This is a genomic window from Aeromicrobium duanguangcaii, from assembly GCF_024508295.1.
GTDB lineage: Bacteria > Actinomycetota > Actinomycetes > Propionibacteriales > Nocardioidaceae > Aeromicrobium > Aeromicrobium duanguangcaii.
Genome location: NZ_CP101990.1, coordinates 1784403 through 1809825 on the forward strand (window position 1 = coordinate 1784403; position 25423 = coordinate 1809825).

General features: G+C 69.5%; 20 protein-coding genes. 5 read left to right on the plus strand and 15 right to left on the minus strand.

The features are described from left to right. Window positions 1-10: 10 nt before the first annotated feature. From gap to uvrA, 6 genes are all read right to left on the minus strand, one after another. The gene (gap, locus tag NP095_RS08865) at window positions 11-1009 is read right to left on the minus strand and encodes a type I glyceraldehyde-3-phosphate dehydrogenase (protein ID WP_187411379.1); all 999 of its coding nucleotides are present in this window, start codon (window positions 1007-1009) and stop codon (window positions 11-13) included. Between the two features lie 97 nt (window positions 1010-1106). Further along, window positions 1107-2090, minus strand: a complete 984-nt coding sequence (gene whiA, locus NP095_RS08870) for a DNA-binding protein WhiA (RefSeq protein ID WP_249378268.1) — start codon at window positions 2088-2090, stop codon at window positions 1107-1109. 50 nt (window positions 2091-2140) lie between these two features. Continuing rightward, entirely contained in the window at window positions 2141-3106 is a 966-nt protein-coding gene (locus tag NP095_RS08875) for a gluconeogenesis factor YvcK family protein (RefSeq protein ID WP_249378269.1), read from the minus strand. Beyond that, window positions 3103-3966 carry an RNase adapter RapZ gene (rapZ, locus tag NP095_RS08880; protein ID WP_249378270.1) on the minus strand — a complete coding sequence of 288 codons (864 nt, stop codon included), beginning with the start codon at window positions 3964-3966 and terminating at the stop codon, window positions 3103-3105. Before rapZ ends, NP095_RS08875 begins: the two co-directional genes overlap by 4 nt. Window positions 3967-3974: 8 nt before the next feature. Then, window positions 3975-5918 carry an excinuclease ABC subunit UvrC gene (gene uvrC / locus NP095_RS08885; RefSeq protein ID WP_256765950.1) on the minus strand — a complete coding sequence of 648 codons (1944 nt, stop codon included), beginning with the start codon at window positions 5916-5918 and terminating at the stop codon, window positions 3975-3977. A 36-nt stretch (window positions 5919-5954) separates the two neighbouring features. Beyond that, window positions 5955-8813: an excinuclease ABC subunit UvrA gene (uvrA, locus tag NP095_RS08890; RefSeq protein WP_249378272.1), complete on the minus strand. Its 2859-nt coding sequence runs from the start codon at window positions 8811-8813 to the stop codon at window positions 5955-5957. A gap of 55 nt (window positions 8814-8868) precedes the next feature. On the opposite strand from uvrA, the gene NP095_RS08895 reads away from it, so the two are divergent. Then, window positions 8869-9522 (plus strand): MBL fold metallo-hydrolase, encoded by a 654-nt coding sequence (locus NP095_RS08895; protein WP_249378273.1) that lies wholly within the window; start codon window positions 8869-8871, stop codon window positions 9520-9522. 44 nt (window positions 9523-9566) lie between these two features. On the opposite strand, the gene NP095_RS08900 is transcribed toward NP095_RS08895, so the two are convergent. Further along, window positions 9567-10805 (minus strand): cytochrome P450, encoded by a 1239-nt coding sequence (locus NP095_RS08900; protein ID WP_256765951.1) that lies wholly within the window; start codon window positions 10803-10805, stop codon window positions 9567-9569. 118 nt (window positions 10806-10923) lie between these two features. On the opposite strand from NP095_RS08900, the gene NP095_RS08905 reads away from it, so the two are divergent. Then, on the plus strand, window positions 10924-12339 hold the full coding sequence (locus NP095_RS08905; RefSeq protein WP_256765952.1) for an APC family permease: 1416 nt from the start codon (window positions 10924-10926) through the stop codon (window positions 12337-12339). Between the two features lie 18 nt (window positions 12340-12357). Here NP095_RS08905 and NP095_RS08910 read toward each other — a convergent pair whose 3' ends face one another. The 4 genes from NP095_RS08910 to NP095_RS08925 form a co-directional block, all read right to left on the minus strand. After that, window positions 12358-13341: a TerC family protein gene (locus tag NP095_RS08910; protein WP_283251637.1), complete on the minus strand. Its 984-nt coding sequence runs from the start codon at window positions 13339-13341 to the stop codon at window positions 12358-12360. A gap of 197 nt (window positions 13342-13538) precedes the next feature. Then, entirely contained in the window at window positions 13539-15623 is a 2085-nt protein-coding gene (gene uvrB / locus NP095_RS08915; protein ID WP_249378277.1) for an excinuclease ABC subunit UvrB, read from the minus strand. 48 nt (window positions 15624-15671) lie between these two features. Then, a complete protein-coding gene (locus NP095_RS08920; RefSeq protein ID WP_256765953.1) occupies window positions 15672-16202 on the minus strand; it encodes a carboxymuconolactone decarboxylase family protein in 531 nt (176 codons plus the stop codon). Further along, entirely contained in the window at window positions 16199-17062 is an 864-nt protein-coding gene (locus NP095_RS08925; protein ID WP_256765954.1) for an SDR family oxidoreductase, read from the minus strand. The genes NP095_RS08920 and NP095_RS08925 overlap by 4 nt, the downstream gene beginning before the upstream one ends. Before the next feature lie 101 nt (window positions 17063-17163). Here NP095_RS08925 and NP095_RS08930 point away from each other — a divergent pair, with 101 nt between their 5' ends. Further along, complete coding sequence (locus NP095_RS08930; protein WP_249378280.1) at window positions 17164-17817, plus strand: TetR/AcrR family transcriptional regulator; 654 nt, start codon at window positions 17164-17166, stop codon at window positions 17815-17817. A 70-nt stretch (window positions 17818-17887) separates the two neighbouring features. On the opposite strand, the gene NP095_RS08935 is transcribed toward NP095_RS08930, so the two are convergent. After that, on the minus strand, window positions 17888-19228 hold the full coding sequence (locus tag NP095_RS08935; RefSeq protein ID WP_256765955.1) for an acetyl-CoA C-acetyltransferase: 1341 nt from the start codon (window positions 19226-19228) through the stop codon (window positions 17888-17890). 130 nt (window positions 19229-19358) lie between these two features. Between NP095_RS08935 and NP095_RS08940 the strand changes: the two genes are divergently transcribed. Then, on the plus strand, window positions 19359-20690 hold the full coding sequence (locus NP095_RS08940; RefSeq protein WP_249378282.1) for a 3-oxoacyl-ACP reductase: 1332 nt from the start codon (window positions 19359-19361) through the stop codon (window positions 20688-20690). Continuing rightward, entirely contained in the window at window positions 20683-21570 is an 888-nt protein-coding gene (locus NP095_RS08945) for a MaoC/PaaZ C-terminal domain-containing protein (protein ID WP_256765956.1), read from the plus strand. Before NP095_RS08940 ends, NP095_RS08945 begins: the two co-directional genes overlap by 8 nt. A gap of 51 nt (window positions 21571-21621) precedes the next feature. Here NP095_RS08945 and NP095_RS08950 read toward each other — a convergent pair whose 3' ends face one another. The 3 genes from NP095_RS08950 to dxs form a co-directional block, all read right to left on the minus strand. Continuing rightward, on the minus strand, window positions 21622-22500 hold the full coding sequence (locus tag NP095_RS08950; RefSeq protein WP_256765957.1) for an acyl-CoA thioesterase: 879 nt from the start codon (window positions 22498-22500) through the stop codon (window positions 21622-21624). Between the two features lie 86 nt (window positions 22501-22586). After that, the gene (locus NP095_RS08955) at window positions 22587-23483 is read right to left on the minus strand and encodes a proteasome assembly chaperone family protein (protein ID WP_249378285.1); all 897 of its coding nucleotides are present in this window, start codon (window positions 23481-23483) and stop codon (window positions 22587-22589) included. After that, window positions 23480-25375 carry a 1-deoxy-D-xylulose-5-phosphate synthase gene (dxs, locus tag NP095_RS08960; protein WP_256765958.1) on the minus strand — a complete coding sequence of 632 codons (1896 nt, stop codon included), beginning with the start codon at window positions 25373-25375 and terminating at the stop codon, window positions 23480-23482. The genes NP095_RS08955 and dxs overlap by 4 nt, the downstream gene beginning before the upstream one ends. Window positions 25376-25423: the final 48 nt, after the last annotated feature.

A 25423-nucleotide genomic window follows, 5' to 3' on the forward strand; every position in this document is an offset into this window, starting at 1 on the left:
GACGAGCCCCTCAGAGGGAGGAGCCGACGAGGGACGTCAGGTCGACGAGGCGGTTGGAGTAGCCCCACTCGTTGTCGTACCAGCCGACGACCTTGACCTGGTCGCCGATGACCTTGGTCAGCGGCGCGTCGAAGATGCACGAGTGCGGATCGGTGACGATGTCGCTCGAGACGATCGGGTCCTCGTTGTACTTGAGGAACCGCGAGCCCTCGGCGGCCTTGCGGACGATCTCGTTGATCTCCTCGACCGACGTCTCACGGCTGGCCGTGAACGTCAGGTCGGTGGCCGAGCCGGTCGGGACCGGGACGCGCAGCGCGTAGCCGTCGAGCTTGCCCTTGAGCTCGGGCAGGACGAGGGACACGGCCTTGGCGGCACCCGTCGACGTCGGCACGATGTTGAGCGCGGCGGCGCGGGCGCGACGCAGGTCCTTGTGCGGGGCGTCCTGCAGGTTCTGGTCCTGCGTGTAGGCGTGGATCGTGGTCATCAGACCGCGCTCGATGCCGATGCCGTCGTTGAGGGCCTTGGCCATCGGGGCGAGGCAGTTCGTCGTGCACGACGCGTTGGAGATGATCGTGTGCGATCCCGCGTCGTAGAGGCCGTCGTTGACGCCCATGACGATCGTGATGTCCTCGTTCTTGGCCGGGGCCGAGATGATGACCTTCTTCGCACCCCCGTCGATGTGCGCCTTCGCCTTCGTGGCGTCGGTGAAGAAGCCCGTGGACTCGACGACGATGTCGGCGCCGACCGAGGCCCAGTCGAGGTTCGCGGGATCGCGGTCCTCGAAAGCGACGATCTTCTGGTCTCCGACGTAGATCGCCGTGTCGTCGAAGTTCACGTCGGCGTCCAGTCGACCCAGGATCGAGTCGTACTTGAGCAGGGTGGCCAGCGTCTTGTTGTCGGTCAGGTCGTTGACGGCCACGATCTCGACGTCGGCTCCGGCGGCGCGGGCCGCCCGGAAGAAGTTACGGCCGATGCGGCCGAATCCGTTGATACCTACGCGAACAGTCACGGGATGCTCCTGGAGTTGCCGGGTGAGAGATGCGTTACGTCTTCACCCTACCGAGACCCTCGCTCACGGCACACCGGGCACCGCGCCGCGAGACCGCTCAGCCGTCCGCGAGCTGGTCCGGGTGCAGACCGGCCTCGGTGTCGGCGATGCCCAGATCGTGGGCCCGCTTGTCGGCCATCGCCAGCAGCCGCCGGATCCGGCCCGCGATCGCGTCCTTGGTCAGCGGCGGATCGTGCAGCTGACCGAGCTCCTCGAGGCTGGCCTCGCGGTGCTGGACGCGCAGGTCGCCCGCCATCCGCAGGTGGTCCGGAACGTCCTCGCCGAGGATGTCCAGCGCGCGCTGGGCGCGAGCGCCCGCGGCGACGGCGGCACGGGCGGAACGGCGCTGGTTGGCGTCGTCGAAGTTCGCGAGCCGGTTCGCGGTCGCCCGGACCTCGCGGCGCATGCGACGCTCCTCCCACGCGAGCAGCGTCTCGTGGGCGCCCAGGCGGGTCAGCAGCGCGCCGATGGCCTCACCGTCGCGGATCACGACCCGGTCGCCGCCACGGACCTCGCGGGCCTTGGCCGAGACGCCGATCCGGCGGGCGGCGCCCACCATCGCGAGTGCAGCCTCGGGACCGGGGCAGCCGATCTCCAGCGCGGAGGAACGGCCCGGCTCGGTCAGCGAGCCGCGGGCCAGGAAGGCGCCGCGCCAGGCGGCCACGGCGTCACAGGACGGGCCGGAGACGACCTGGGGCGGCAGGCCACGGACGGGACGTCCGCCACCGTCGACGAGACCGGTCTGGCGCGCGAGGAGCTCTCCGCCGCGGGCGATGCGGACCACGTACAGCGTCGTCTTCCGAACGCCGGCGCCCTGCTGGACGATGATCTCGCTGTCGTGCCCGTAGACGTCGGCGATCTCCTGGCGGAGGCGACGGGCGGCGGCGGCGGTGTCGAGCTCGGCCTCGATCACGATCCGACCCGAGACGATGTGCAGGCCGCCGGAGAACCTCAGCGTGGTCGACACCTCGGCCTTGCGGCAGCACGCCTTCGTCACCGGGATCCGGGCCACTTCCGCCTTGACCTGTGCCGTCATCGCCATCGATCAACCCACCTCCAGTTCAGCGGTCCCGAGAAGCCCGCTGACCCACTCTATGCCTGTGCTGGTGAGCCCGTGGCGAACCTGGAGGCAAAGACCTCGGCCAGCGCCTGCGGATCGTGCTGGTCCGGCTGGGCAGCCGACCGGACGTCGGCCGTCACGAGCTCGGCGCCGAGAGCGCGGGCCGCCCGCTCCAGCGCCGGCACGTCGACCGTGGTGTGCGCATCGGCCACCACGAGGTCGAGGTGCAGATCGGGCGCATGGGCGGCCAGCACCTCCAGGTGCTCCGCCGGGGTCAGGTGCTCGGTCTCCCCCGGCTGCCCGACCAGGTTCAGGATCAGGGCGCGCTTGGCCGGGGTCCGCAGCAGCGCGTGGCGCAGCTGCGGCACCAGCAGGGTGGGCATCACGCTGGTGAACCACGAGCCCGGGCCGATCGTCACCCACTCGGCGGTCTCCAACGCCGAGACCGCCTGGGGGCAGGCCGGCGGATTCGCCGGGTCGAGGCGCACCGCCAGGATCCGGCCGGAGGTGGTCGCGACCTCGACCTGACCGCGAACGACCTCGATCCGATCGGGCGAGCCGAACCGGACGTCGGCCTCGATGTCGAGCGGCACGTTGGCCATCGGCAGGACGCGGCCTCGGGCGCCGAGCAGCTCGGCGACGAGGTCCAGTCCCGACACCTGGTCGCCCTCCATGTCCCACAGGGCCGCCAGCAGCAGGTTGCCGACGGGATGGCCGGCCAGCGGTCCGTCTCCCTTGAATCGGTGCTGCAGGATCTCGGCCCAGGCCCGACCCCAGTCGTCGTCCCCGCACAGCGCGGCGAGGGCCATGCGCAGGTCGCCCGGCGGCAGGATGCCGAACTCGGTGCGCAGGCGGCCCGACGAGCCGCCGTTGTCCGCGACCGTGACGATGCCCGTGAGGCGGTGGGTGACCCGGCGCAGGGCCGACAGCGTCGCCGCCAGCCCGTGTCCCCCGCCGAGAGCGACGACCGCGGGTCCGGCGTCGCGCTCGGGGCTCATTCGCGGCCCAGGTCGCGGTGGACGACGAGGGTGCGGACGCCCTCCTTGCGCAGGCGCTCGTCGAGCGCCTCGGCCATGGCGACGCTGCGGTGGCGACCGCCCGTGCAGCCGACGCCGACGGTGAGGAACAGCTTGTCCTCGCGCAGGAAGCCGTTCGTGATGATCGACAACAGCTCGACGTAGCGGTCGAGGAAGTCCTGGGCGCGGTCCTGGACGTACACGTACTCGCGCACCGCGTCGTCCTGGCCGCTGAGGGGGCGCAGCTCCTCGATCCAGTACGGGTTCGGCAGGAAGCGCATGTCCGCGACCATGTCGGCGTCGATCGGGATCCCGTACTTGAAGCCGAAGGACACGATCGTGATGTGCAGGCCGCGCTCGTCCTCGACCTCGAAGGCCTGCCGGACGCGGTGCGCCAGCTGGTGGACGTTGAGCCGGCTCGTGTCGATCACGAGGTCGGCGCGACCGCGGATGGTGCGCAGGAGCTCGCGCTCGCGGACGAACCCGTCCATGAGGCGGCCCTGACGGCTGAGCGGGTGGGGACGGCGCGCCGCCTCCTGGCGCCGGACCAGCACCTCGTCGGCGGCCTCGAGGTAGAGCGTGCGGACGTTGATGCCCAGGTCCAGCACGGTCTCGATCGCATCGACGAGGCCGAAGAAGAACGTGCGCGACCTCGAGTCGACGACCACGGCGAGGCGGTCGATGTCCTCGGCCGCGTCGACCGAGGCCACGAGCTCCTCGAGCATGCCGGGCGGCAGGTTGTCGACCACGTAGTAGCCGAGCTTCTCGAGCGCCTTGGCCGCGGTGCTGCGGCCCGCGCCGGTCATCCCGGTGACGAGGACGAACTCGGTCAGCTTGGTCATGGTCGGCCTCAGTCCTCCAGGATCTCGCCGGTGGCCATGTTGACCGCCGGAGCCGGCGCCTCCCCGTCGTGGAGTGCCGCCACGATGGATTCTGCCGTAGCCGGACCGATCCCGGGAACGACCGTGATCTCCTCCACACTCGCTTCCCGAAGTTTCTTCAGCGATCCGAAGTGACGCATGAGCGCACGCCGCCGCGTCTCACCCAGCCCGGGCACCGGATCGAGCAGGCTCTCGACCATGGACTTGCTGCGACGCTGGCGGTGGTGGGTGATGGCGAAGCGGTGCGCCTCGTCGCGCACGCGCTGCAGCAGGTAGAGGCCCTCGCTGGTGCGCGGGAGGATCACGGGGTCCTCCTCACCGGGCAGCCAGACCTCCTCGAGACGCTTGGCCAGGCCGCACAGTGCCACGCCGGTGACGCCGAGCGCCTCCATCGCCTGACGCGCGGCCTCGACCTGCGGCGGGCCGCCGTCGACGACGACCAGGGACGGCGCGTAGGCGAAACGGCGCGGCTTGCCGGTCTCGGGATCGATCCCCGGCTCGGTCTCGCCCTGACGCTCGAGCGCGCGCAGGTGATGCGCGAACCGACGCGTGATGACCTCGTGCATCGCCGCGACGTCGCTCTGACCCTCGTGCCGGACGGTGAACCGGCGGTACTCGGACTTGCGCGGCAGGCCGTCCTCGAAGACGACCATCGACGCGACGATCTCGGTGCCCTGCAGGTTCGAGACGTCGAAGCACTCGATGCGCAGCGGCGGCGACGGCAGCTCGAGCGCCACCTGGATCTCCTCCAGCGCCCGGCTGCGGGTCGTGAGGTCGCCGGACCGCTTGAGCTTGTGGCGCGCCATGGACTGCTTGGCGTTCTTCTCGACGGTCTCGAGCAGCGCCCGCTTGTCGCCGCGGCGCGGCACCCGCAGCGTGACCCTGCCGCCGCGGCGCTCGGTGAGCAGCTCGGCGACGGCGTCGTGGTCGGCCGGCAGCTCGGGGACGAGCACCTCGCGGGGAATCGCCGACGGCGCCACGTCGGAGTAGAGCGTCATCAGCGCGCTCTGGACCAGCTCGGGCAGACCGGCGTCGTCTCCCTTGTCGGCCACCCAGCCGCGCTGGCCGCGGATGCGGCCGCCGCGGACGTTGAAGATCTGGACGGCGACCTCGAGCGGGTCGTCGACGAAGCCGAGCACGTCGGCGTCGGTGCCGTCGCCGAGCACGACGGACTGCTTCTCCAGGACGCGGCGCATGGCCATCAGGTCGTCGCGGTACTTGGCCGCCAGCTCGTACTCCTGGGCGGCGGCCGCGTCGCGCATGCGCTGCTCGATCCCCCGCTCGAAGCCGGCGGTCTGCCCACCCATGAACGACAGGAAGTCGTTGACGATCTCGCGGTGCTCGTCGGGCGAGACGCGCCCGACGCACGGCGCGGAGCACTTGCCGATGTCACCGAGCAGGCACGGACGTCCGGCGGCCTTGGCCCGCTTGAACACGCCCGCGCTGCACGAGCGCATCGGGAACACGCGCAGCAGCGTGTCGACGGTGTCGCGGATGGCCCAAGCGTGACCGTACGGGCCGAAGTAGCGCACGCCCTTGCGCTGGGCGCCGCGCATGACCAGCACGCGGGGGATCTCCTCCCCCACCGTCACCGCCAGCCAGGGGTACGACTTGTCGTCGCGGTACTTGACGTTGAAGCGCGGGTCGTACTCCTTGATCCAGGAGTACTCCAGCGCCAGCGCCTCGACCTCGGTGTTGACGACCGTCCACTCGACCGACGCCGCCGTGGTGACCATCTGGTGCGTCCGCGGGTGCAGGTTGCCGACGTCCTGGAAGTACGAGCTCAGCCGCGGGCGCAGACTCTTGGCCTTGCCCACGTAGATGACCCGGCCCTGCTCGTCGCGGAACCGGTAGACGCCGGGATTCGTCGGGATCTCGCCCGGCCGGGGACGGTAGGTCGACGGGTCAGCCACGGTCCCACCCTAGGCGCCCGGTCCCCGCGACCGGACTCATGACAGCAGTGGCTTGAGGAACCGGCCGGTGTGGGACTCGGGGTGCGCCGCGACGTCCTCGGGGGTGCCCTGGGCGACGACCATGCCGCCGCCGCTGCCACCCTCGGGACCCATGTCGATGATCCAGTCCGACGCCTTGATGACGTCGAGGTTGTGCTCGATGACGATCACCGAGTTGCCGGTGTCGACGAGTCGCTGCAGCACGATCAGCAGCTTGCGGATGTCCTCGAAGTGCAGACCCGTGGTGGGCTCGTCGAGCACGTACACGGTGCGGCCGGTGGACCGCTTCTGCAGCTCGGAGGCGAGCTTGACGCGCTGCGCCTCGCCGCCGGACAGCGTCGGAGCGGGCTGGCCCAGACGGACGTAGCCCAGACCGACGTCGACCAGCGTGCGCAGGTGGCGCGCGATGGCCGGGATGGCCTCGAAGAACTCGACGGCCTCCTCGATCGGCATGTCGAGGACCTCGGCGATCGTGCGGCCCTTGTAGCGGACCTCGAGGGTCTCGCGGTTGTACCGCGCGCCGTGGCAGACCTCACAGGGGACGTAGACGTCCGGCAGGAAGTTCATCTCGATCTTGATCGTGCCGTCGCCGCGGCACGCCTCGCAGCGGCCGCCCTTGATGTTGAACGAGAACCGGCCCTGCTGGTACCCGCGCATCTTGGCCTCGGGCGTCTGCGCGAAGAGCTTGCGCACGTGGTCGAAGACGCCGGTGTACGTGGCCGGGTTCGATCGCGGGGTGCGACCGATCGGCGACTGGTCGACGTGGATCACCTTGTCGACATTCTCGGTGCCCTCGATCGTGCGGTGGCGACCGGGGATCGTGCGCGCCTTGTAGATCTGACGCGCCAGGGAGGTGTAGAGGATGTCGTTGACCAGGGTCGACTTGCCCGAGCCGGACACGCCCGTCACCGAGACCAACTGGCCCAGCGGGAAGGACACGTCGACGTTGCGCAGGTTGTTCTCGCGGGCGCCCTTGACCGTCAGCTGGCGGGACTTGTCACGCGGACGACGCTTCTCGGGGACCGGGATCGACGTGCGACCCGAGAGGTAGGCGCCGGTCAGGGAGTCGGGGTTGGCCAGCAGCTCGTCGACGCTGCCCGAGACGATCACCTGTCCCCCGTGCTCGCCGGCGCCGGGGCCGATGTCGACGACCCAGTCCGCCGCACGGATGGTGTCCTCGTCGTGCTCGACGACGATGAGCGTGTTGCCGAGCTTCTTGAGCCGCACGAGCGTCTCGATCAGCCGGTGGTTGTCGCGCTGGTGCAGTCCGATGGACGGCTCGTCGAGCACGTAGAGGACGCCGACCAGGCCGGCGCCGATCTGCGTCGCGAGCCGGATGCGCTGGGCCTCGCCGCCGGACAGCGATCCCGCCGCGCGGTCGAGGGCCAGGTAGTCGAGGCCGACGTCGAGCAGGAAGCGCAGGCGCTCGTGGATCTCCTTGAGCACGCGCTCGCCGATCTGGCGCTCGCGGTCGGTCATGACCAGGGTCTGCAGGTACTCGGCCGCCTCGGCGATCGACAGGTGGCAGACCTCGGCGATGTTCTTCTCGCCGAACTTCTCGGACTCGAGGGTGACCGCGAGGATCACGGGCTTGAGCCGGGTGCCCTTGCAGGTCGGGCACGGGACCTCGCGCATGAAGCCCTCGAGCCGCTCGCGACTGGTGTCGGAGTCGGTCTCGGAGTGGCGGCGCTCGACGAACGCGCGGGCGCCCTCGAACTCGGCCCAGTACGAGCGCTGACGGCCGTACCGGTTCTTGTACTGCACGTGGACCTTGGTGGAGTGCCCGTTCATCAGGGCGTCCTGGACCTCGGGCGAGAGGTCGCGCCACGGGGTGTCGACGTCGAAGCCCAGCTCGTCGCCGAGCGAGCGCATCAGCCGCAGGAAGTAGTCCGAGACCTGGGTGTAGGTCCACGCGGTGATCGCGCCCTCGGCCAGCGTCTTCTCGGGGTCGGGTACGAGCAGCTCGGCGTCGACCTCCTTGCGAGAGCCCAGGCCGTGGCACTCGGGGCACGCGCCGTAGGGGGCGTTGAACGAGAACGAGCGGGGCTCGAGCTCCTCGACCTGCAGGGGGTGGTCGTTGGGGCACGCGAGCTTCTCGGAGAAGCGGCGCCGGCGGGCCGGGTCCTTCTCGTCCAGACCGACGTAGTCGATGATGACCAGGCCGTCGGCCAGGCCGAGGGCGGTCTCGACCGACTCGGTCAGGCGCTGCTTGGACGAGGGCTTGACCGTGAGGCGGTCGACGACGACCTCGATCGTGTGCTTCTTCTGCTTGGCGAGCTTCGGCGGTTCGTCCGCGAGCATGTGCATCTCGCCGTCGACGATGGCGCGGCTGAAGCCGCTCTGCTGCAGCTGGCGGAACAGCTCGAGGTACTCGCCCTTGCGACCGCGGATGACCGGCGCGAGCACCTGGAACTTGGTGCCCTCCTCGTCATCTTGGATGCGATCGACGATCTGCTGGGGCGTCTGGCGGCCGATGGGCTCGCCACAGGTCGGGCAGTGGGCCCGGCCGGCGCGCGCGTAGAGCAGGCGCAGGTAGTCGTAGACCTCGGTGATCGTGCCGACCGTCGAGCGCGGGTTGCGCGAGGTCGACTTCTGATCGATCGAGACCGCCGGGGACAGGCCCTCGATGAAGTCGACGTCCGGCTTGTCCATCTGACCCAGGAACTGGCGCGCGTACGCCGAGAGCGACTCGACGTAGCGTCGCTGGCCCTCGGCGAAGATGGTGTCGAACGCGAGGGACGACTTGCCGGAACCGGACAGACCGGTGAAGACGATGAGGGAGTCCCGGGGTAGATCGACGGAGACATCCTTCAGATTGTGCTCGCGGGCACCCCGGACAACGAGACGATCAGCCACCTATCCAGCGTACTGATGCGACCTGACAGAAACCTCTCGACGATAGGGTCGAACCATGACGTACACCGGAGAGGTCACGGTCGGCGGTCCGCCCGACACGCGCGAGGCCGGCGACCTGGTGATCACCAAGATCGCCGTGGGCCCGATGGCCAACAACGCCTATCTGCTCAGATGCGCCCTCACGGGCGAGCAGCTGCTGATCGACGCCGCCGACGACGCGCCCCGGCTGCTCGAGCTGATCGGTGACCGCGGCCTCGCCCGCGTCGTCACGACCCATCGCCACGGTGACCACTGGCAGGCCCTGGCCGAGGTGGTCGAGGCGACCGGCGCCGAGACCGTCGCCGGCGAGGACGACGCCGACGAGCTGCCGGTCCCCGTCGACGTGCGCGTCCGGACGGGCGCACGCGTGCGCGTCGGCTCGTGCGAGCTCGAGGTGATCGAGATCGTCGGCCACACGCCGGGCTCGATCGCGCTGGCCTACGACGACCCCGACGGCATCACGCACCTGTTCACCGGGGACTCGCTGTTCCCCGGGGGCGTGGGCCGGACCTGGTCCCCCGACGACTTCATCCACCTGGTCGACGACGTCGAGTCGAAGATCTTCGACCGGTTCGACGACGACACGTGGTTCTACCCGGGCCACGGCGACGACTCGACGCTCGGCGCCGAGCGTCCGAGCGTGCCCGACTGGCGCGCCCGGGGCTGGTAGCCTCCGGCTGCTTCGCCATGGTTGCGTCGCAGTGAACCTCGAGCCTAGAACCTCACCGGGAGGGTCTCGATGCCGAAGACGAAGCTCAGCTGACGGAAGTCGAGCTCCGACTCGGGCACGGCCAGGGCGAGATCGGGGAACCGGCGCAGCAGCTTCGGCAGCGCGATGCGCAGCTCCATCCGGGCCAGCTCGGCCCCGATGCAGCGGTGGATGCCGTGGCCGAACGCGAGGTGGCCGCTGGCGGGAACGCGGGTCGGGTCGAACGTGTCGGGCTCCGCGCCGGCGTTGGCCGGGTCGCGGTTGGCGCCGCTGAGCGAGACCAGCAGGACGTCGCCGGCCTTGATCGACTCGCCGAAGAGCTCCATGTCCTGCTTCGCGAAGCGCGGGAACGCCACCTGCACGACCGAGAAGTAGCGCAGCAGCTCCTCGATGACCCGGTCGAGGGTCTTGCGGTCGCCGCTGCGGACCAGCTCGGCGTAGGCCGGGTCGCGGGTCAGCATGATCGTGCTGAGCGCGATCATGCCCGCCGTCGTCTCGTACCCGCCGGTGAAGACGCCGTCGGCCAGCCCGGCGAGGTCGTGATCGGAGATCGTGTCGCCCTCCTCGCGGATGATCTGGCCGATCAGGCCCGGGCCGGGATCCTTGCGCTGGCGGGCCACTGCGTCGAAGAGGAACTCACGCTGCGCGGAGACGGCGCCGAAGGCGGCCGCTCCCCCGTTGGTGGCGTCGAACCGGGCACTGCCCAGCTCCGAGAACGCCTGCCGGTCCTCGTAGTCCAGGCCCAGCAGGGCGCAGATCGTGTTGAACGGGATCGGGAAGGCCAGCACCTTGGCCAGGTCGGCGCCGGGTCCGGCCGCCTCGAGGTCATCGAGCGCGCGGTCGACGAACTGCTCGATCAACGGCTCCAGCCGGGCGAGGCGCCGCATCGTGAACTCGGGCGTGATGATCTTGCGCAGCCGCGTGTGGACGGGCGGGTCGGTGAAGCCCAGTCCCCCGATGTCGTCCGAGGTCGCCGGGCCGTCACCGGAGAACAGGTGACGGATGTCCGTCGAGTAGACGTCGCGGGCCGTGAGGACCTCGCGCGCCTGCTCGTGCCCGGAGACGAGATACGCCGTGAAGTCGAAGGGCAGGTCCAGACGATGCAGGGGTCCGGAGTCCCGGATCTCCGCCAGCCGGGGCACCGGGTCCAGGCCCACGCGCTGCAGGGGCGCCTTCGTGGGCTCGGGGATGAATGTGAAGCTCGCGAGGTCGATGCCGCGCTTGGCCACGTGACGTCGGGTCACCGACGTCACCACTCGCGCACGCACTCCCCGCAACCATCTCACTCAGGACACGATATCGGTCGGGGTTGCCTGATCGAGCACACGGCGCGACTCTGTAGGCACAACACGAGGGGGATCCATGGCGTCGACGACCGCTCAACCCGAAGAGCCCACCGAGCTGCGGCGCGTCCTGGGCCCCAAACTCCTGTTGCTCTTCATCATCGGCGACATCCTCGGAACCGGCGTCTACGCCCTGACCGGCCAGGTGGCCGCCGAGGTCGGCGGAGCGGCCTGGCTGCCCTTCGCGATCGCCTTCGCCGTCGCGCTGCTCACGGCGCTGTCCTACCTCGAGCTCGTCACGAAGTACCCGCAGGCCGCGGGCGCCGCACTCTACGTGCACAAGGCGTTCGGCCTCCACTTCCTGACGTTCATGGTCGCGTTCACCGTCATGTGCTCGGGCATCACGTCGGCCTCGACCGCGTCGCGAGCCTTCGCCTCGAACCTCGCCGTGGGGACCGACTGGGAGGCCTCGAACGCGCAGATCATGCTGATCGCGCTCGGGTTCATGCTGCTCATCGCCGCGATCAACCTGCGTGGTGTCAGCGAGGGCGTCAAGACCAACGTCGTGCTGACCATGATCGAGCTGTCCGGCCTGCTGCTGGTCATCCTCGTCGGCCTGTGGGCGGTCGTGGGCGGCGACGCCGACTGGGGCCGCGTGATCGCGTTCGACACCCCCGACGACAAGAACGTCTTCCTCGCCGCGACCACGGCGACCTCGCTGGCATTCTTCGCGATGGTCGGCTTCGAGGACGCCGTCAACATGGCCGAGGAGTGCCACGAGCCGAACCGGATCTTCCCCAAGATCATGCTGACCGGGCTGGGGATCACCGGACTGATCTACGTCCTGGTCTCGATCACGGCCGTCGCCCTCGTGCCGGTGGGCGAGCTGGCCGGGAACGACACACCCCTGGTCACGGTGGTCGAGCGCGGCGCGCCCGACCTGCCGATCGACACGATCCTGCCGTTCATCTCCATGTTCGCGGTCGCCAACTCGGCCCTGATCAACATGCTGATGGCGAGCCGGCTGCTGTACGGCATGGCCAAGCAGGGGGTCATCCCCCGCAGCCTCGCGAAGGTGAGCCGCCGCCAGACGCCGTGGCTGGCCATCGCGTTCACCACGGTGCTCTCACTGGGGCTCATCGCCTACGTGTCGAACGCCAGCGACGAGGCGGTCCAGGTCCTCGGCGGGACGACCAGCCTGCTGCTGCTGGCCGTCTTCGCCGTGGTGAACACCGCCGTCCTGGTCCTGCGCAGGGACCCCGTCGACCACTCTCACTTCAGGACCCGGGCCCCGATCGCGCTGCTCGGGGTGGTGACGTGCGTCTACCTCGTGACGCCACTGTCGGGGCGGCCGGGGTCCCAGTACGAGATCGCCGCGATCCTGCTGGCGATCGGCCTGGTCCTGTCCGTGCCGATGTACGTGCTCAGCCGCCGCCGGGGCGAGCCGCTGCAGGTCAGCGCGCCCGACGACCTGCCGCCGCACGACATCCCCTGAGCGACCGCCCCGACGAGCTCAGTGCCCGACGCGGTCGGGGTACTTCTTGCTGTACCAGAGGCTGGCGACCGCGGTGATGGTCAGCGTCGCGATGATGACGCCCAGACTCAGCAGCGTCGGCACCTCGGGGACCGGGACCGGGCCGATGTGGTGGACCGGCTCGCCGCCGTTGATGAACGGCAGCTCGTTCTCGTGCAGCGCGTGCAGCATCAGCTTGATGCCGATGTAGAACAGCAGGAACGCCAGGCCGTAGGACAGGAACACCAGGCGCTGCAGCAGGTCGCCGAGCAGGAAGTACAGCTGGCGCAGGCCCATCAGCGCGAAGACGTTCGCGGTGAAGACGATGTACGGCTCCTTGGTCAGGCCGAAGATCGCCGGAATCGAGTCGAGCGCGAACAGGATGTCGGTCGTGCCCAGGGCGATGATGACCAGCGCCATCGGGGTGATGGCGCGGCGGCCGTTCTCGCGGACGACGAGCTTGAGGCCGTCCCACGTGTCGCTCATGTTGAAGCGCCTGCGGGCGAACCGGACGACGGCGTTCTCGGCGTCGTCCTCCTCGTCCTTGTCGGCCGCCAGCTTGACCGCCGTGTAGAGCAGGAACGCGCCGAAGATGTAGAAGACCCACGAGAACTCGTTGATCGCGACGGCGCCGAGCGCGATGAAGATGCCGCGGAACACCAGCGCCAGGATGATGCCGACCAGCAGCGCCTCCTGCTGGTACTTCCTCGGCACGGCGAAGCTGGCCATGATGATGATGAAGATGAAGAGGTTGTCGATCGAGAGGCTGTACTCGGTCAGCCAGCCGGCGTAGAACTCGATGCCGAACTGCTGGCCGTGGAACGCCCAGACCCAGGCGCCGAAGGCGAGTGCCAGTCCGATGTAGACCGACAGGTATATCGCGCACTCCTTCGTCGAGGGCTCGTGCGGCTTACGGGCGATCACGACGATGTCGAACAGCAGAATGGCGATGGTCACCCCGAGGGTGATCCCCCATTCGAGCATGCTGACGTTCACAGGCGGTCCTCTGCTTCTCTCTCCGGGTCAACTGGGACTCGGAGGTCTCTTCCACCGGGCTGCAGACGAATGACCGGTCCGGCGCCCCGGGTGGTCCGCGAGGACCACCGTGCTGACGACACGCCGATGATGGGAATACTCCCCTCCGCGCTCAAGTCTGACAGCCGCCGGAAGCATGCGCGAACTCAGGTACCGGCGCCGATCATGCCCCGCAGCTCGCGCTTGAGCTCGCTGATCTCGTCGCGCAACCGCGCCGCCACCTCGAACTGCAGGTCGGCCGCCGCCTGGTGCATCTGCTCGGACAGCTGGTCGATGAGCGAGGCCAGCTCGCCCGAGGGCAGATCGGCCAGATCCTTGGTGTGCTGACCCAGCGGCACGGCCGCGCCCTTGCGCTTGTGGTCGCCCGTCGCGGCCAGCAGGGCTCGGGTGTCCTCGTCCTCGCGGGCGAGCATGTCCGTGATGTCGCCGATCTTCTTGCGCAGCGGCTGCGGGTCGATGCCCCGCTCGGTGTTGTACGCGACCTGCTTGATCCGGCGGCGGTTCGTCTCGTCGATCGCCATCGCCATCGAGTCGGTGATCCGGTCGGCGTACATGATGACCTGGCCCGACACGTTGCGCGCCGCGCGACCGATCGTCTGGATGAGCGAGCGGCCCGAGCGCAGGAACCCCTCCTTGTCGGCGTCGAGGATCGCCACGAGGCTGACCTCGGGCAGGTCGAGGCCCTCTCGCAGCAGGTTGATGCCGACGAGCACGTCGTACTCGCCCATGCGCAGCTCGCGCAGCAGCTCGACGCGGCGCAGGGTGTCGACCTCGCTGTGCAGGTACCGGGTGCGGATGCCGGCCTCGAGCAGGTAGTCGGTGAGGTCCTCGGACATCTTCTTCGTCAGGGTCGTGACGAGGACGCGCTCGTTGCGCTCGACGCGGTCGTTGATCTCGCCGATGAGGTCGTCGATCTGGCCCTTCGTGGGCTTGACGATGACCTCGGGGTCGATCAGGCCGGTCGGGCGGATGACCTGCTCGACGACGTCGCCCTCGACCTTGTTCATCTCGTAGTTGCCCGGCGTGGCCGACAGGTAGACGGTCTGGCCGATGCGCTGGAGGAACTCGGGCCACTTCAACGGACGGTTGTCCATCGCGCTGGGCAGCCGGAAGCCGTGCTCGACCAGCGATCGCTTGCGGCTCATGTCGCCCTCGTACATCGCGCCGATCTGCGGGATCGTCACGTGCGACTCGTCGACCACCAGCACGAAGTCCTGGGGGAAGTAGTCGATCAGGCAGTTCGGCGCCGAGCCCGGCGGCCGGCCGTCCATGTGCAGGGAGTAGTTCTCGATCCCCGAGCAGGTCCCGACCTGCTCCATCATCTCGAGGTCGTAGGTCGTGCGCATGCGCAGTCGCTGTGCCTCGAGCAGCTTGTTCTCGCGCTCGAGCACCTGGAGTCGGTCCTCGAGCTCTGCCTTGATCCCCTCGATCGCGCGGGACATCACGTCGGGTCCGGCGGCGTAGTGGGTGGCCGCGCCGACGTAGAGCTCCTGATCGTCGCTGAGGATCTCGCCCGTCAGCGGGTGCAGGGTCATCAGCCGCTCGATCTCGTCGCCGAAGAACTCGACCCGCACCGCCATCTCCTGGTAGACGGGGAAGATCTCGACCGTGTCGCCCTTGACCCGGAACGTGCCGCGGGTGGAGCTGACGTCGTTGCGCACGTACTGCGCCTGGACGAGGGTCCGCAGCAGCTGGTCGCGGCCCATCTCGTCGCCGACCTTGAAGCCGATCATCCGGTTCAGGTACTCCTGGGCCGAGCCGAGGCCGTAGATGCACGAGACCGTGGCGACCACGATGACGTCGCGCCGCGTGAGCAGCGACCACGTGGCCGAGTGCCGGAGCCGCTCGACCTCCTCGTTGATCGAGGAGTCCTTCTCGATGTAGGTGTCGGTCTGGGCGATGTACGCCTCGGGTTGGTAGTAGTCGTAGTACGACACGAAGTACTCGACGGCGTTGTTCGGCAGCAGCTCGCGCAGCTCGTTGGCGAACTGGGCGGCGAGCGTCTTGTTCGGGAGCATCACGAGCATGGGGCGCTGCAGCTGCTCGGCCAGCCACGCGGTCGTGGCCGTCTTGCCGGTGCCGGTCGCGCCCATGAGCACGACGTCGTTGGTGCCGCCCTTGATCCGCTTGGTGATCTCGGCGATCGCGGCGGGCTGGTCGCCGGCCGGCTGGTACTCGGAGACGACCTCGAACGGCGCCACCTGCCGCTTGAGCTCGGAGACTGGTCGCATGATTCCAGCCTACGGACCCGCACCGACAGTCACACCCGCGAAGGCCGGTCAGCGGTCGGGTGCGATCCCCAGCACCCGGATCGTGGCCGCCAGTCCGCGGTACTGCCCGACCAGCAGGCAGAACTCGATCACCTGACGCTCGTCCCAGTAGGACCGCACGCGGCGCCAGGTCGCGTCGTCGAGGTCGTCGGTGGCCAGCAGCAGGTCGGTCGCCTCGAGCAGGACGGCGTCGAAGGGCTTCCAGCCGCTCAGGTCGTCCACGGCCGTCCGCTCGAGCTCCGCCTCCGTCAAGCCCGCCCGGCGGCCCAGACGGAGGTGATGGCGACGCTCGTAGTCGCTGTCACAGCGGTGCGCGACCCGCAGGATGACCAGCTCGGTCTCGCGCCGGGGCAGCCGGCCGCCCAGCATGAGAGCGCCCGAGTACGCCAGCCAGAACCGGAACAGCGACCGGTTGCGGCCCAACGTCGTGAACAGGTGCGCCTCGCGCACTCCCGCCCCACGCGAGAGCACCTTCGCGAGCAGGTGGTTCACCAGCCCGAGCTGGCGGAGCCGACCGGGTCGGACCCGAGGCGGCCTCATCGCACCGACTTCACGGCGCGCGCCTCGGCGCGGGTGAGCTTGCGGTTCAGCAGTCGCATCGCGATGACGTACCCCCACGGGAACCAGCGCTGGGCATAGTGGCCGATCGCGACGTCGCGCGAGGTGTAGACCCAGTACCGGCGGCGCACGAGTCCCTTGACGATCGCCGCGGCCGCCTCGTCCGGCGTGATGGCATGGCGCAGGAACTGCTGCTCGACCTGGTGCATCGCCGGGGTCGAGCGGTCGACCCCGACGACCTCCAGCCCCTGCACCAGCGGGGTCGCGACCGCACCGGGGCAGACCAGGCTGACACCGATGCGGTGGCGGCGCAGGTCGAATCGCAGCACCTCGGAGATGCCGCGGAGCCCGAACTTGCTCGCACTGTAGGCCGCGTGCCACGGCAGGCCGAAGAGGCCGGCGGCGCTGGACACGTTCACGACGTGACCGCCGCGTCCGGCATCGATCATGGCGGGCAGGAAGGACGACAGGACGTGGACCGGGCCCATCAGGTTGATGTCGATGAGTCGACGCCAGTGCTCCTCGGCGAGGCGGTCGATCGTGCCCCAGATCGCGATCCCGGCGATGTTGAGCAGCACGTCCATGGGGCCGAAGCGGGCGTGGACCGCCTCGGCGAAGGACCTCACCGACTCGGCATCGGTGAGGTCCAGCGCCGTGGCGACGAGGACCTCGCCACCGACCGCACGCAACTCCTCGACCAAGCCGTCCAACGCGTCCTGGTCCAGATCGGTCAGCACGAGGCGGGCTCCCTCCCGAGTGAGCGCCCGTGCCGTTGCAGCACCGATCCCGCCGGTCGCGCCCGTCACCAGACACGTTTTTGTACGAATGTCCAACTTGGCCATGCCCGACACCCTAGGGCCCCCGAGGGCCGGGCTCAAGAGGTCCGACGACGCGACGTGACGCGGGCGCAACCGTCGTTGACCCAGCAGATAGGGTCGACGTCATGGCCATCGTGGAGCGCCGAGCGCAGCGCACGCGCGAGATCCTTGACGCGACTCGCACGCTCTTCGACGAGCGCCGCATGCGGGATGCCCAGATCGAGGACATCGCGCGCGCCGTCGGCATCAACCGAGCGATCATCTACCGGCACTTCACCACGAAGGAAGAACTCTTCGCGATGACGCTGGTCGACTACCTCAACGAGCTCGAGCAGCGACTGGCCAAGTCGCAGGAGTCCGACCTCACCCCGCCCCAGCGCATCGACATCATCACGGTCGAGTTCCTGGACTACGGCAGCGAGTACCCGGCGTTCGTCGACTGCGCGCAGTCCCTGCTGCGCCACCGCGGCTCGGAGCTGCTCGAGCAGATCAGCCTGGAGCGCCTCACCGAGCTCGGCGCCGCGATCAACCGCTGCTTCGACCACATCACCTCCGCGATCGAGGCCGGCAACGCGGCGGGCGTCTTCGACGTCAAGGACCCCGAGCTGGTCGCGAACATGATGTACACGCAGGGCTTGGGCATCCTGAACCTGGTGACCTTCCAGCGCTCGATCCGCGAGATGAACTCCGGACTGCCCGCCATGGAGCACCTGCCGATGCCCGAGGTCGTCGAGCTGGCCAAGCGATCGGTGCGCGCGATCGTCGAGGCCGAGGCCTGATCCTCCCCCAGCAGACGCGAAGCGGGGCCGGTGGCTGATGCCACCGGCCCCGCTTGCTGCGTCCTGAGCGTCAGCGCTCGAGGATCGCGACGACTCCCTGGCCGCCGGCGGCGCAGATCGAGATCAGGCCGCGGCCCGAGCCCTTCTCCTCCAGCAGCTTCGCGAGGTTCGCGATGATGCGTCCGCCGGTCGCGGCGAACGGGTGGGCGGCCGCGAGCGACGAGCCCTTGACGTTCAGCTTGCTGCGGTCGATGGCGCCCAGCGGGGTGTCCAGACCCAGACGCTGCTTGCAGAAGTCCGCGTCCTCCCACGCCGCGAGCGTCGACAGCACCTGGCCGGCGAACGCCTCGTGGATCTCGTAGAAGTCGAAGTCCTGCAGCGTGAGGCCGTTGCGCTCGAGCATCCGCGGCACCGCGTACGCCGGAGCCATGAGCAGGCCCTCTCCCCCATTGACGTAGTCGACGGCAGCCGTCTCGTAGTCGACGAGGAACGCCTTGACGTCCCAGCCACGACGGGCGGCCTCCTCCTCCGAGGCGAGCAGCGCCACCGAGGCGCCGTCGGACAGCGGGGTGGAGTTGCCGGCCGTCATGGTGGCCGCATCGCCGAGCTGCTTGCCGAAGACCGGCTTGAGCTTGGCCAGCTTCTCGACCGTGGAGTCCGGGCGCAGGTGGGTGTCGCGCTCGACGCCGTTGAACGGCGTGACGAGGTCGTCCTGCCAGCCCGCCTCCCAGGCGGCGGCGAGGTTCTGGTGGGAGCGGGCGGCCAGCTCGTCCTGCGCCTCGCGGGTGATGCCCCACTCGTGCGTCGTCAGGGCCTGGTGGTCGCCCATCGACAGGCCGGTGCGCGGCTCGGCGTTGCGCGGCTGGTCGGGCGCCAGGTAGCTGGGGCGGATCTTCGTCAGCAGCTTGACCAGGGCCTTCTTGTCGCCCTTGGCGTTCGCCTGGTTGGCCTGCAGCAGGATCTTGCGCAGCTTGTCGTTCACCGCGAGCGGGGCGTCGGACGTGGTGTCCGTGCCGCCGGCGATGCCGAAGTCGATCTTGCCCAGCGCGATCTTGTTGGCGACCTGGAAGGCGGCCTGCAGGCCCGTGCCGCAGGCCTGCTGGATGTCCGTGGCCGGGGTCGCGGGCGAGAGCTTGGAGCCGAGGACGACCTCGCGCGTGAGGTTGAAGTCGCGGGCGTGCTTGAGCACGGCTCCGGCGACCACCTCTCCGGCGCGCTCACCCTCCAACCCGAAGCGGTCGACGAGACCGTCGAGGGCCGCGGTCAGCATCTCCTGGTTCGAGACGCCCGAGTAGACGGTGTTCGAGCGGGCGAACGGGATGCGGTTGCCGCCGATGACGGCGACGCGACGGATGGTGGCGGCGTCGGAGGACGCGGCCTTCGTGGCCTTCGTGGAGGGCTTGTCAGCCATGAGGAACCTTTCGTCTGCGACGTGCGTCGCTTTACCTTTGCCGAGGTGCTGTGGTGCAGGCTAGAGTCAGCCTAACGCGTTCAGATACCGATGGTATCCGAGAGATCCGAGAGATAGGACACATCCTGCGATGAGCGACCGTTACAAGTCGATGATCCAGAACCCGATCGGTCAGTTCCTGGTGAAGAACCTGGGCCTGCCGAACCCGCCGGAACTCCAGCGATACCGCGGTGGCGCCCTCGTCGACGGCCCCGTCCTCGTCGGCGGCGACGGCCTGCTGGCCGACTCCCTGCCGGGCCTGCTGAAGGCCTCCGGCATCGACACCACCACCGTCCGCGCCGAGGGCCGCCGCTACCAGGGCCTGGTCCTGGACGCGTCCGGCATCGACTCCCCCGCCGGCACCGTCGCGATCCAGGAGTTCTTCACGCCCGTCCTGCGCAGCCTGGCCAGCAACGCCAAGATCGTCGTGATCGGCCTGCTGCCCGAGCGCACCGACACCGTCGGCGCCGCGATCGCGCAGCGCGGCCTCGAGGGCTTCGTCCGCTCGTTGGGCAAGGAGATCGGCGCCAACGGCAGCACGGCGAACCTCGTGTACGTCACGCCCGAGTCCAAGGACGCCGTCGGCTCCACGCTGGGCTTCCTGCTGTCGCCGAAGTCCGCCTTCGTGGACGGCCAGGTCGTTCGTCTCGGCACCACGGGCCTGGTCGAGGCCGACGTCCCCGCCGACCCGGCCAAGCCGCTGGCGGGGAAGGTCGCGTTGGTCACCGGCGCCTCGCGTGGCCTCGGCGCCGCCATGGCCCGCACCCTGCACCGCGACGGCGCCCAGATCATCGGTCTGGACGTTCCCCCGCTCGCCGAGGACCTCGAGCACCTGATGGCCGAGCTCGGCGGCTCGTCGATCATCTGTGACATCACCGCCGAGGACGCGCCCGAGAAGATCGCCGAGGGCCTCGGCGACGGCGTCGACTTCGTGGTCCACAACGCGGGCATCACGCGCGACAAGCGGCTGAAGAACATGAAGTCCGAGAACTGGGCCAAGGTCGTCGACATCAGCGTCGGCGCCCCCGAGCGGATCACCGCGCACCTGCTCGACAACAAGCTGATCCGCCCCGGCGGCCGCATCATCGGCATCTCGTCGATCGCGGGCATCGCCGGCAACAACGGTCAGACCAACTACGGCACGGCCAAGGCCGGCGTCATCGGCTTCGTGCAGGCGCTCGCGCCCCGCACGGTCGACGCGGGCATCACCGTCAACGCGATCGCGCCGGGCTTCATCGAGACCGACATGGTCAAGACGATGCCGCTGGGCATCCGCGAGGCCGGTCGCCGGCTCAGCTCGCTGTCGCAGGGCGGCCAGCCGGTCGACGTCGCCGAGGCCATCGCCTGGTACTGCCACCCGGGGTCCTCGGCGATCTCGGGCAACGTGGTCCGGGTCTGCGGCCAGGGCTTCCTCGGTGCCTGAGGTGACGACGCGCACCTTCGACAAGGCACCCGCGAGCCTGCCGCTGATGCTCAAGGCGGCGTTGCCGGCGATTCCCGTCGTCGGCAACCTGCCGGGCATCAAGCACGAGAGGGGCGGCCTGCCCGACACGACGCTGCGCCGCAACCGCGTGACGACGGACCTCGCGCACCTCGATCGCTACAACGAGGTGTGCGGGTTCTCGCGCTCCGAGACGCTGCCCGCGACGTACCCGCACATCGCGGCCCACACGCTGCACCTGAGCCTGATGACGGACACGGCGTTCCCCTTCCCGCCCATGGGCGCGGTGCACCTGCGCAACCGCATCACCCAGTACCGCCCGATCGGCCGTGAGGAGATCTACGACCTCTCCCTGCACGCGGCGTCGGACGACCCGCACCCGAAGGGCCGGCTGATCTCGCTGGTCAGCGAGGCGCGGGTCGGCGGCGAGCTGGTGTGGGACGAGACCATGACGGTCCTGTTCCGCAGCCGCAGCGGGAGCGATGAGCCCACCGTCCCGCCGCTGGCCGGGGTGGAGGCTCCCGAGGGCGTCGTCCACTGGAAGCTCGGCAGCGATCTGGGCCGGCGCTACGGCGCCGTCTCGGGCGACCGCAACCCCATCCACCTCTACCCGTGGACGGCCAAGGCGTTCGGCTTCCCGCGCCAGATCGCCCACGGCATGTGGACCAAGGCGCACTGCCTGGCCACGCTGCAGAACCGCCTGCCGGACTCGTACACGGTCGACGTGGAGTTCAAGAAGCCGGTGCTGCTGCCCTCGACCGTGGTGTTCGGCACCGAGAGCCAGGGCGAGGTCACGACGTTCGGTGTCCGTGACGCGCGCAAGTCCGTGCCGCACCTCGTCGGGCGCATCACGCCGGTCTGACCGACGACCCGCTGGGTCCCCGTTCGCCGCCACCGCGGCCGAGCGTGGGACTCAGCGGTCCTCGGGGCGCTTCGCGGGGCGGATGAGCCCCTCCTGCGCCACCGTGGCGACCAACGTGCCGTCCTGCTTGTAGACCTTGGCGGTGCTGAGTCCGCGGGCGCCGGAGGCCGAGGGCGACGTCTGGTCGTAGAGCAGCCACTCGTCGGCCCGGAACGGCCGGTGGAACCACACCACGTGGTCGAGCGACGCCGGCTGCACCTTCGGCGAGCTGATCAGCACGCCGTGCGGCACGAGCGCCGCGCCCAGCAGGCTGAAGTCGCTGTAGTACGTGAACGCCGCGCGGTGCAGCTGCGGGTCGTCGGGCAGCCGCTCGGCCGCACGGAACCACATCCGCTGGACGACCGGCTGGAACTGGCGGCTCGGATCGTCCTCGGGCCGCGGGTCGCCCACGTACCGCATGTCGAAGCCGCCCCACTCCTGCTTCCACTGCTCGGTGCCGTCCGGGCTGATGAACTGCACGAGGTCGAGCATCGAGGTGGCCTCGTCGGGCCCGGGCGTCGGCGGGAGCACGTCCTGGTGGTCCCAGCCACCCTCGTCCTTCTGGAACGAGGCGGTCATGTAGAAGATGACCTCGCCGTGCTGGCGTGCCGAGACCCGCCGGGTCGCGAACGACCGGCCGTCGCGCACGCTCTCGACGTCGTAGATGATCGGGATGCTCGGGTCGCCGCCGAGGATGAAGTAGACGTGCAGCGAGTGCAGCTGCTTGCCGTCCGTCACCGTGCGCTGGGCCGCGCTGACCGCCTGGCCGGCCACTTGCCCGCCGAAGACGCGCTTGAGCCGGGAGTTCTCCGGCTGACCGCCCCGGAAGAGGTTCACCTCGAGCTGTTCGACATCCAGCAGATCGACGAGTTCATTCACGGAGGCAGGCACGACCGCGATCCTATCGAACCCGAACCGTCCCACCGGCCCCGACGACCCCCACCGACGGTGATCTCGGTCCCATCGGCCGGCGGTCCTCAGCCCTGATCGTCCTTGCGCTGGCGCGCAAGGAACTGCTCCAGCTGACTGGCGAGCTCGTCGCCCGTCGGGAGGCTGGCATCGTCGGCCAGCAGCGACTCGGCCGCACCGCGGCTGAAGATGTCGTACTGCTCCTCGAGCCCGGCCAGCACCTGCTCGCCGTCCTGGTCGGAGATCTGCTGCTCGATCTCGTGGATCGAGTCGGGCTGACGGGCCCGCAGGTCCTCAAGGTCAAGATCCAGGTCGAGTCGCAGGGCGACCGCCTCCAGCAGCGCGAGCGCGGCCGTGGGGTACTCGACCTGCGTCAGGTAGTGCGGGACGTGCACCACGTAGCCGATCGCGTCGAGCTTGTGCTCGCGCATCCGGTACTCCAGCAGCGACTGCGCCGAGGACGGCACCGTCACCTCGGCGTTCCAGAAGTTCTGGCGATCGACCAGCTCGGGGCGCGTGCCGTGCATCGTCAGCAGCGGCGGCCGGGTGTGCGGGACCCCCATCGGGATGCCACCCAGGGCGACCGTCAGCGGGACGCCGAGCTCGGTGATGACGTCGATCGTCTCGGCGACGAACGACTCCCAGCCGAAGTCGGGCTCGGGACCGGCCAGCAGCAGGTACGGCTTGCCGGAGCGGTCGACGTGACGGGTGATCTGCAGGACCGGCTCGACGTAGTCCACGTAGTGGTCGCGTCGGAACGTGATCGGGGGCCGGCGGGCCCGGTAGTCGTAGAAGGAGTCCAGATCGAACTCGTGCACGACCTCACCATCGGGCGTGCGCAGCTGCTCGGCCGCCAGCACGGAGGAGGACCCCGCGCTGAGGAAGCCGTCGAGAGCGACGATCAGCGGGATCGGGTCGCGCTCGTACTCATCGGAACGTCGTCGTGAAAACCACTTCGGAGTCAACGCCGGTCACCCTCGGGACATTCCTTCAACCGGTCGAGGGCGTCGGACGCGATCGCATCGGGCGTCAGGCCGAGCCGGTCGAGGATGACATCGCGCTTCGCGTGGTCGAGGAACTCCTGCGCCACGGCATGGATCCGCACGGGCACGACCAGGCCCCGGTCGCTGATCTCGTTGAGGATCGTGGAGCCGACGCCGCCCTGGCGGCCGTTGTCCTCGATCGTCACGACGAGGCGGTGCTCGGCGGCGAGGTCCAGCAGGGCCGGGTCGAGCGGCTTGATCCAGCGCGGGTCGACGACGGTCGACGCGACACCGGCGTCCTCCAGCAGGCGGGCGACGTCGACGGCCATCGCGGCCATCGTTCCCACGCCCACCACGAGGACCTCGGGATCGTCACCGCGGTGCAGCACGTCCATCGTGCCGATCCGGTCGATCGCGTCCAGGTCGGCCGGAACGGCGCCCTTGGCGAACCGGACCACGCTGGGGGCGTCGTCGATCTCGACGGCCTCACGCAGCAGCTCGCGCAGGCGGCTGCCGTCACGCGGAGCGGCGAGGTGCAGTCCGGGGACGATCTGCATGAGGGACATGTCCCACATGCCGTTGTGGCTCGCGCCGTCGTCACCCGTGACGCCCGCGCGGTCGAGCACGAAGGTGACGCCCTGGCGGTGCAGGGCGACGTCCATCAGCACCTGGTCGAACGCCCGGTTCAGGAACGTGGCGTAGACGGCGACCACCGGGTGGAGTCCGCCCATGGCCATGCCGGCGGCGCTGGTGACCGCGTGCTGCTCGGCGATGCCGACGTCGAGCACCCGGTCGGGGAACTTGTCCGCGAACGCGTCCAGGCCGGTGGGATAGAGCATGGCCGCCGTGATGCCCACGATGTCGGGCCGGTCGTCGGCGATGCGGACGATCTCGTCGCGGAACACGGATGTCCAGCCCGCGGGCGCGATGCTCACGGCCTCGCCGGTCAGCCGGTCGAACGGGTGCGACTGGTGCATCTGGTCGTTCTCGTTGGCGACGGCGATGTCGTAGCCGTGGCCCTTGGTCGTGATCGCGTGCACCAGCACGGGGCCGCCGAAGTGACGAGCCGCGGTGAGCGCCTGCTCCAGCGCCCGGCGGTCGTGTCCGTCGATGGGACCGAGGTACTTGATCCCGAGGTCCTCGAACATGCCCTGGGGCGCGAGGACGTCCTTGAAGCCCTTCTTGATGGCGTGCAGCGCCTCGTAGGCGACGCCGGCGACCTTGGGGCCGGTCGTCATGCGCTCACGGACGGCGCTGAGGGCGGGCTCGTACCGCGGGTTGGTGCGGATCTGGGTGAGCCGGTTCGCGAGGCCGCCGACGGTCGGCGTGTAGGAGCGACCGTTGTCGTTGACGACGATGACCACCCGGCGCGAGTTGTCGGCGCAGATGTTGTTGATGGCCTCCCACGCCATGCCGCCGGTCAGGGCGCCGTCGCCGATGACCGCGACGACGTGGTCGTCCTTGCCCTGCACCGCGTTCGCGCGGGCCAGGCCGTCGGCGTACGACAGCGAGGTCGACGCGTGCGAGTTCTCGACCCAGTCGTGCGGGGACTCCGCGTGCGACGGGTAGCCCGAGAGGCCGCCCTCCTTGCGCAAACGCCCCTGGGCGAACTGGTCGGCGCGACCGGTCAGCATCTTGTGGACGTACGACTGGTGGCCGGTGTCCCAGACGATCTTGTCGTTCGGCGAATCGAAGACCCGGTGCAGCGCGATCGTCAACTCCACCACGCCGAGATTCGGCCCGAGGTGACCACCGTTGGCGGCCACCGACTCGATCAGCAGTTCACGGACCTCGGCGGCGAGTTGCGTCAGCGCCTGATCATCCAGTCGTCGCAGGTCTGCGGGACCGGACACGGAACTGAGGACAGAAGCCATTGCTCCATCGTAACGACGCGCCACCAGCGTGACCCGTCGACCGGCCCT

Coding starts and splice junctions, on each gene's coding strand:
- whiA (WP_249378268.1), bottom strand. CDS start 2,090: ATGGCGATGACGGCACAGGTCAAGGCGGAAGTGGCCCGGATCCCGGTG.
- NP095_RS08875 (WP_249378269.1), bottom strand. CDS start 3,106: ATGAGCCCCGAGCGCGACGCCGGACCCGCGGTCGTCGCTCTCGGCGGG.
- rapZ (WP_249378270.1), bottom strand. CDS start 3,966: ATGACCAAGCTGACCGAGTTCGTCCTCGTCACCGGGATGACCGGCGCG.
- NP095_RS08895 (WP_249378273.1), top strand. CDS start 8,869: ATGACGTACACCGGAGAGGTCACGGTCGGCGGTCCGCCCGACACGCGC.
- NP095_RS08905 (WP_256765952.1), top strand. CDS start 10,924: ATGGCGTCGACGACCGCTCAACCCGAAGAGCCCACCGAGCTGCGGCGC.
- NP095_RS08910 (WP_283251637.1), bottom strand. CDS start 13,341: ATGCTCGAATGGGGGATCACCCTCGGGGTGACCATCGCCATTCTGCTG.
- uvrB (WP_249378277.1), bottom strand. CDS start 15,623: ATGCGACCAGTCTCCGAGCTCAAGCGGCAGGTGGCGCCGTTCGAGGTC.
- NP095_RS08920 (WP_256765953.1), bottom strand. CDS start 16,202: ATGAGGCCGCCTCGGGTCCGACCCGGTCGGCTCCGCCAGCTCGGGCTG.
- NP095_RS08925 (WP_256765954.1), bottom strand. CDS start 17,062: ATGGCCAAGTTGGACATTCGTACAAAAACGTGTCTGGTGACGGGCGCG.
- NP095_RS08930 (WP_249378280.1), top strand. CDS start 17,164: ATGGCCATCGTGGAGCGCCGAGCGCAGCGCACGCGCGAGATCCTTGAC.
- NP095_RS08935 (WP_256765955.1), bottom strand. CDS start 19,228: ATGGCTGACAAGCCCTCCACGAAGGCCACGAAGGCCGCGTCCTCCGAC.
- NP095_RS08940 (WP_249378282.1), top strand. CDS start 19,359: ATGAGCGACCGTTACAAGTCGATGATCCAGAACCCGATCGGTCAGTTC.
- dxs (WP_256765958.1), bottom strand. CDS start 25,375: ATGGCTTCTGTCCTCAGTTCCGTGTCCGGTCCCGCAGACCTGCGACGA.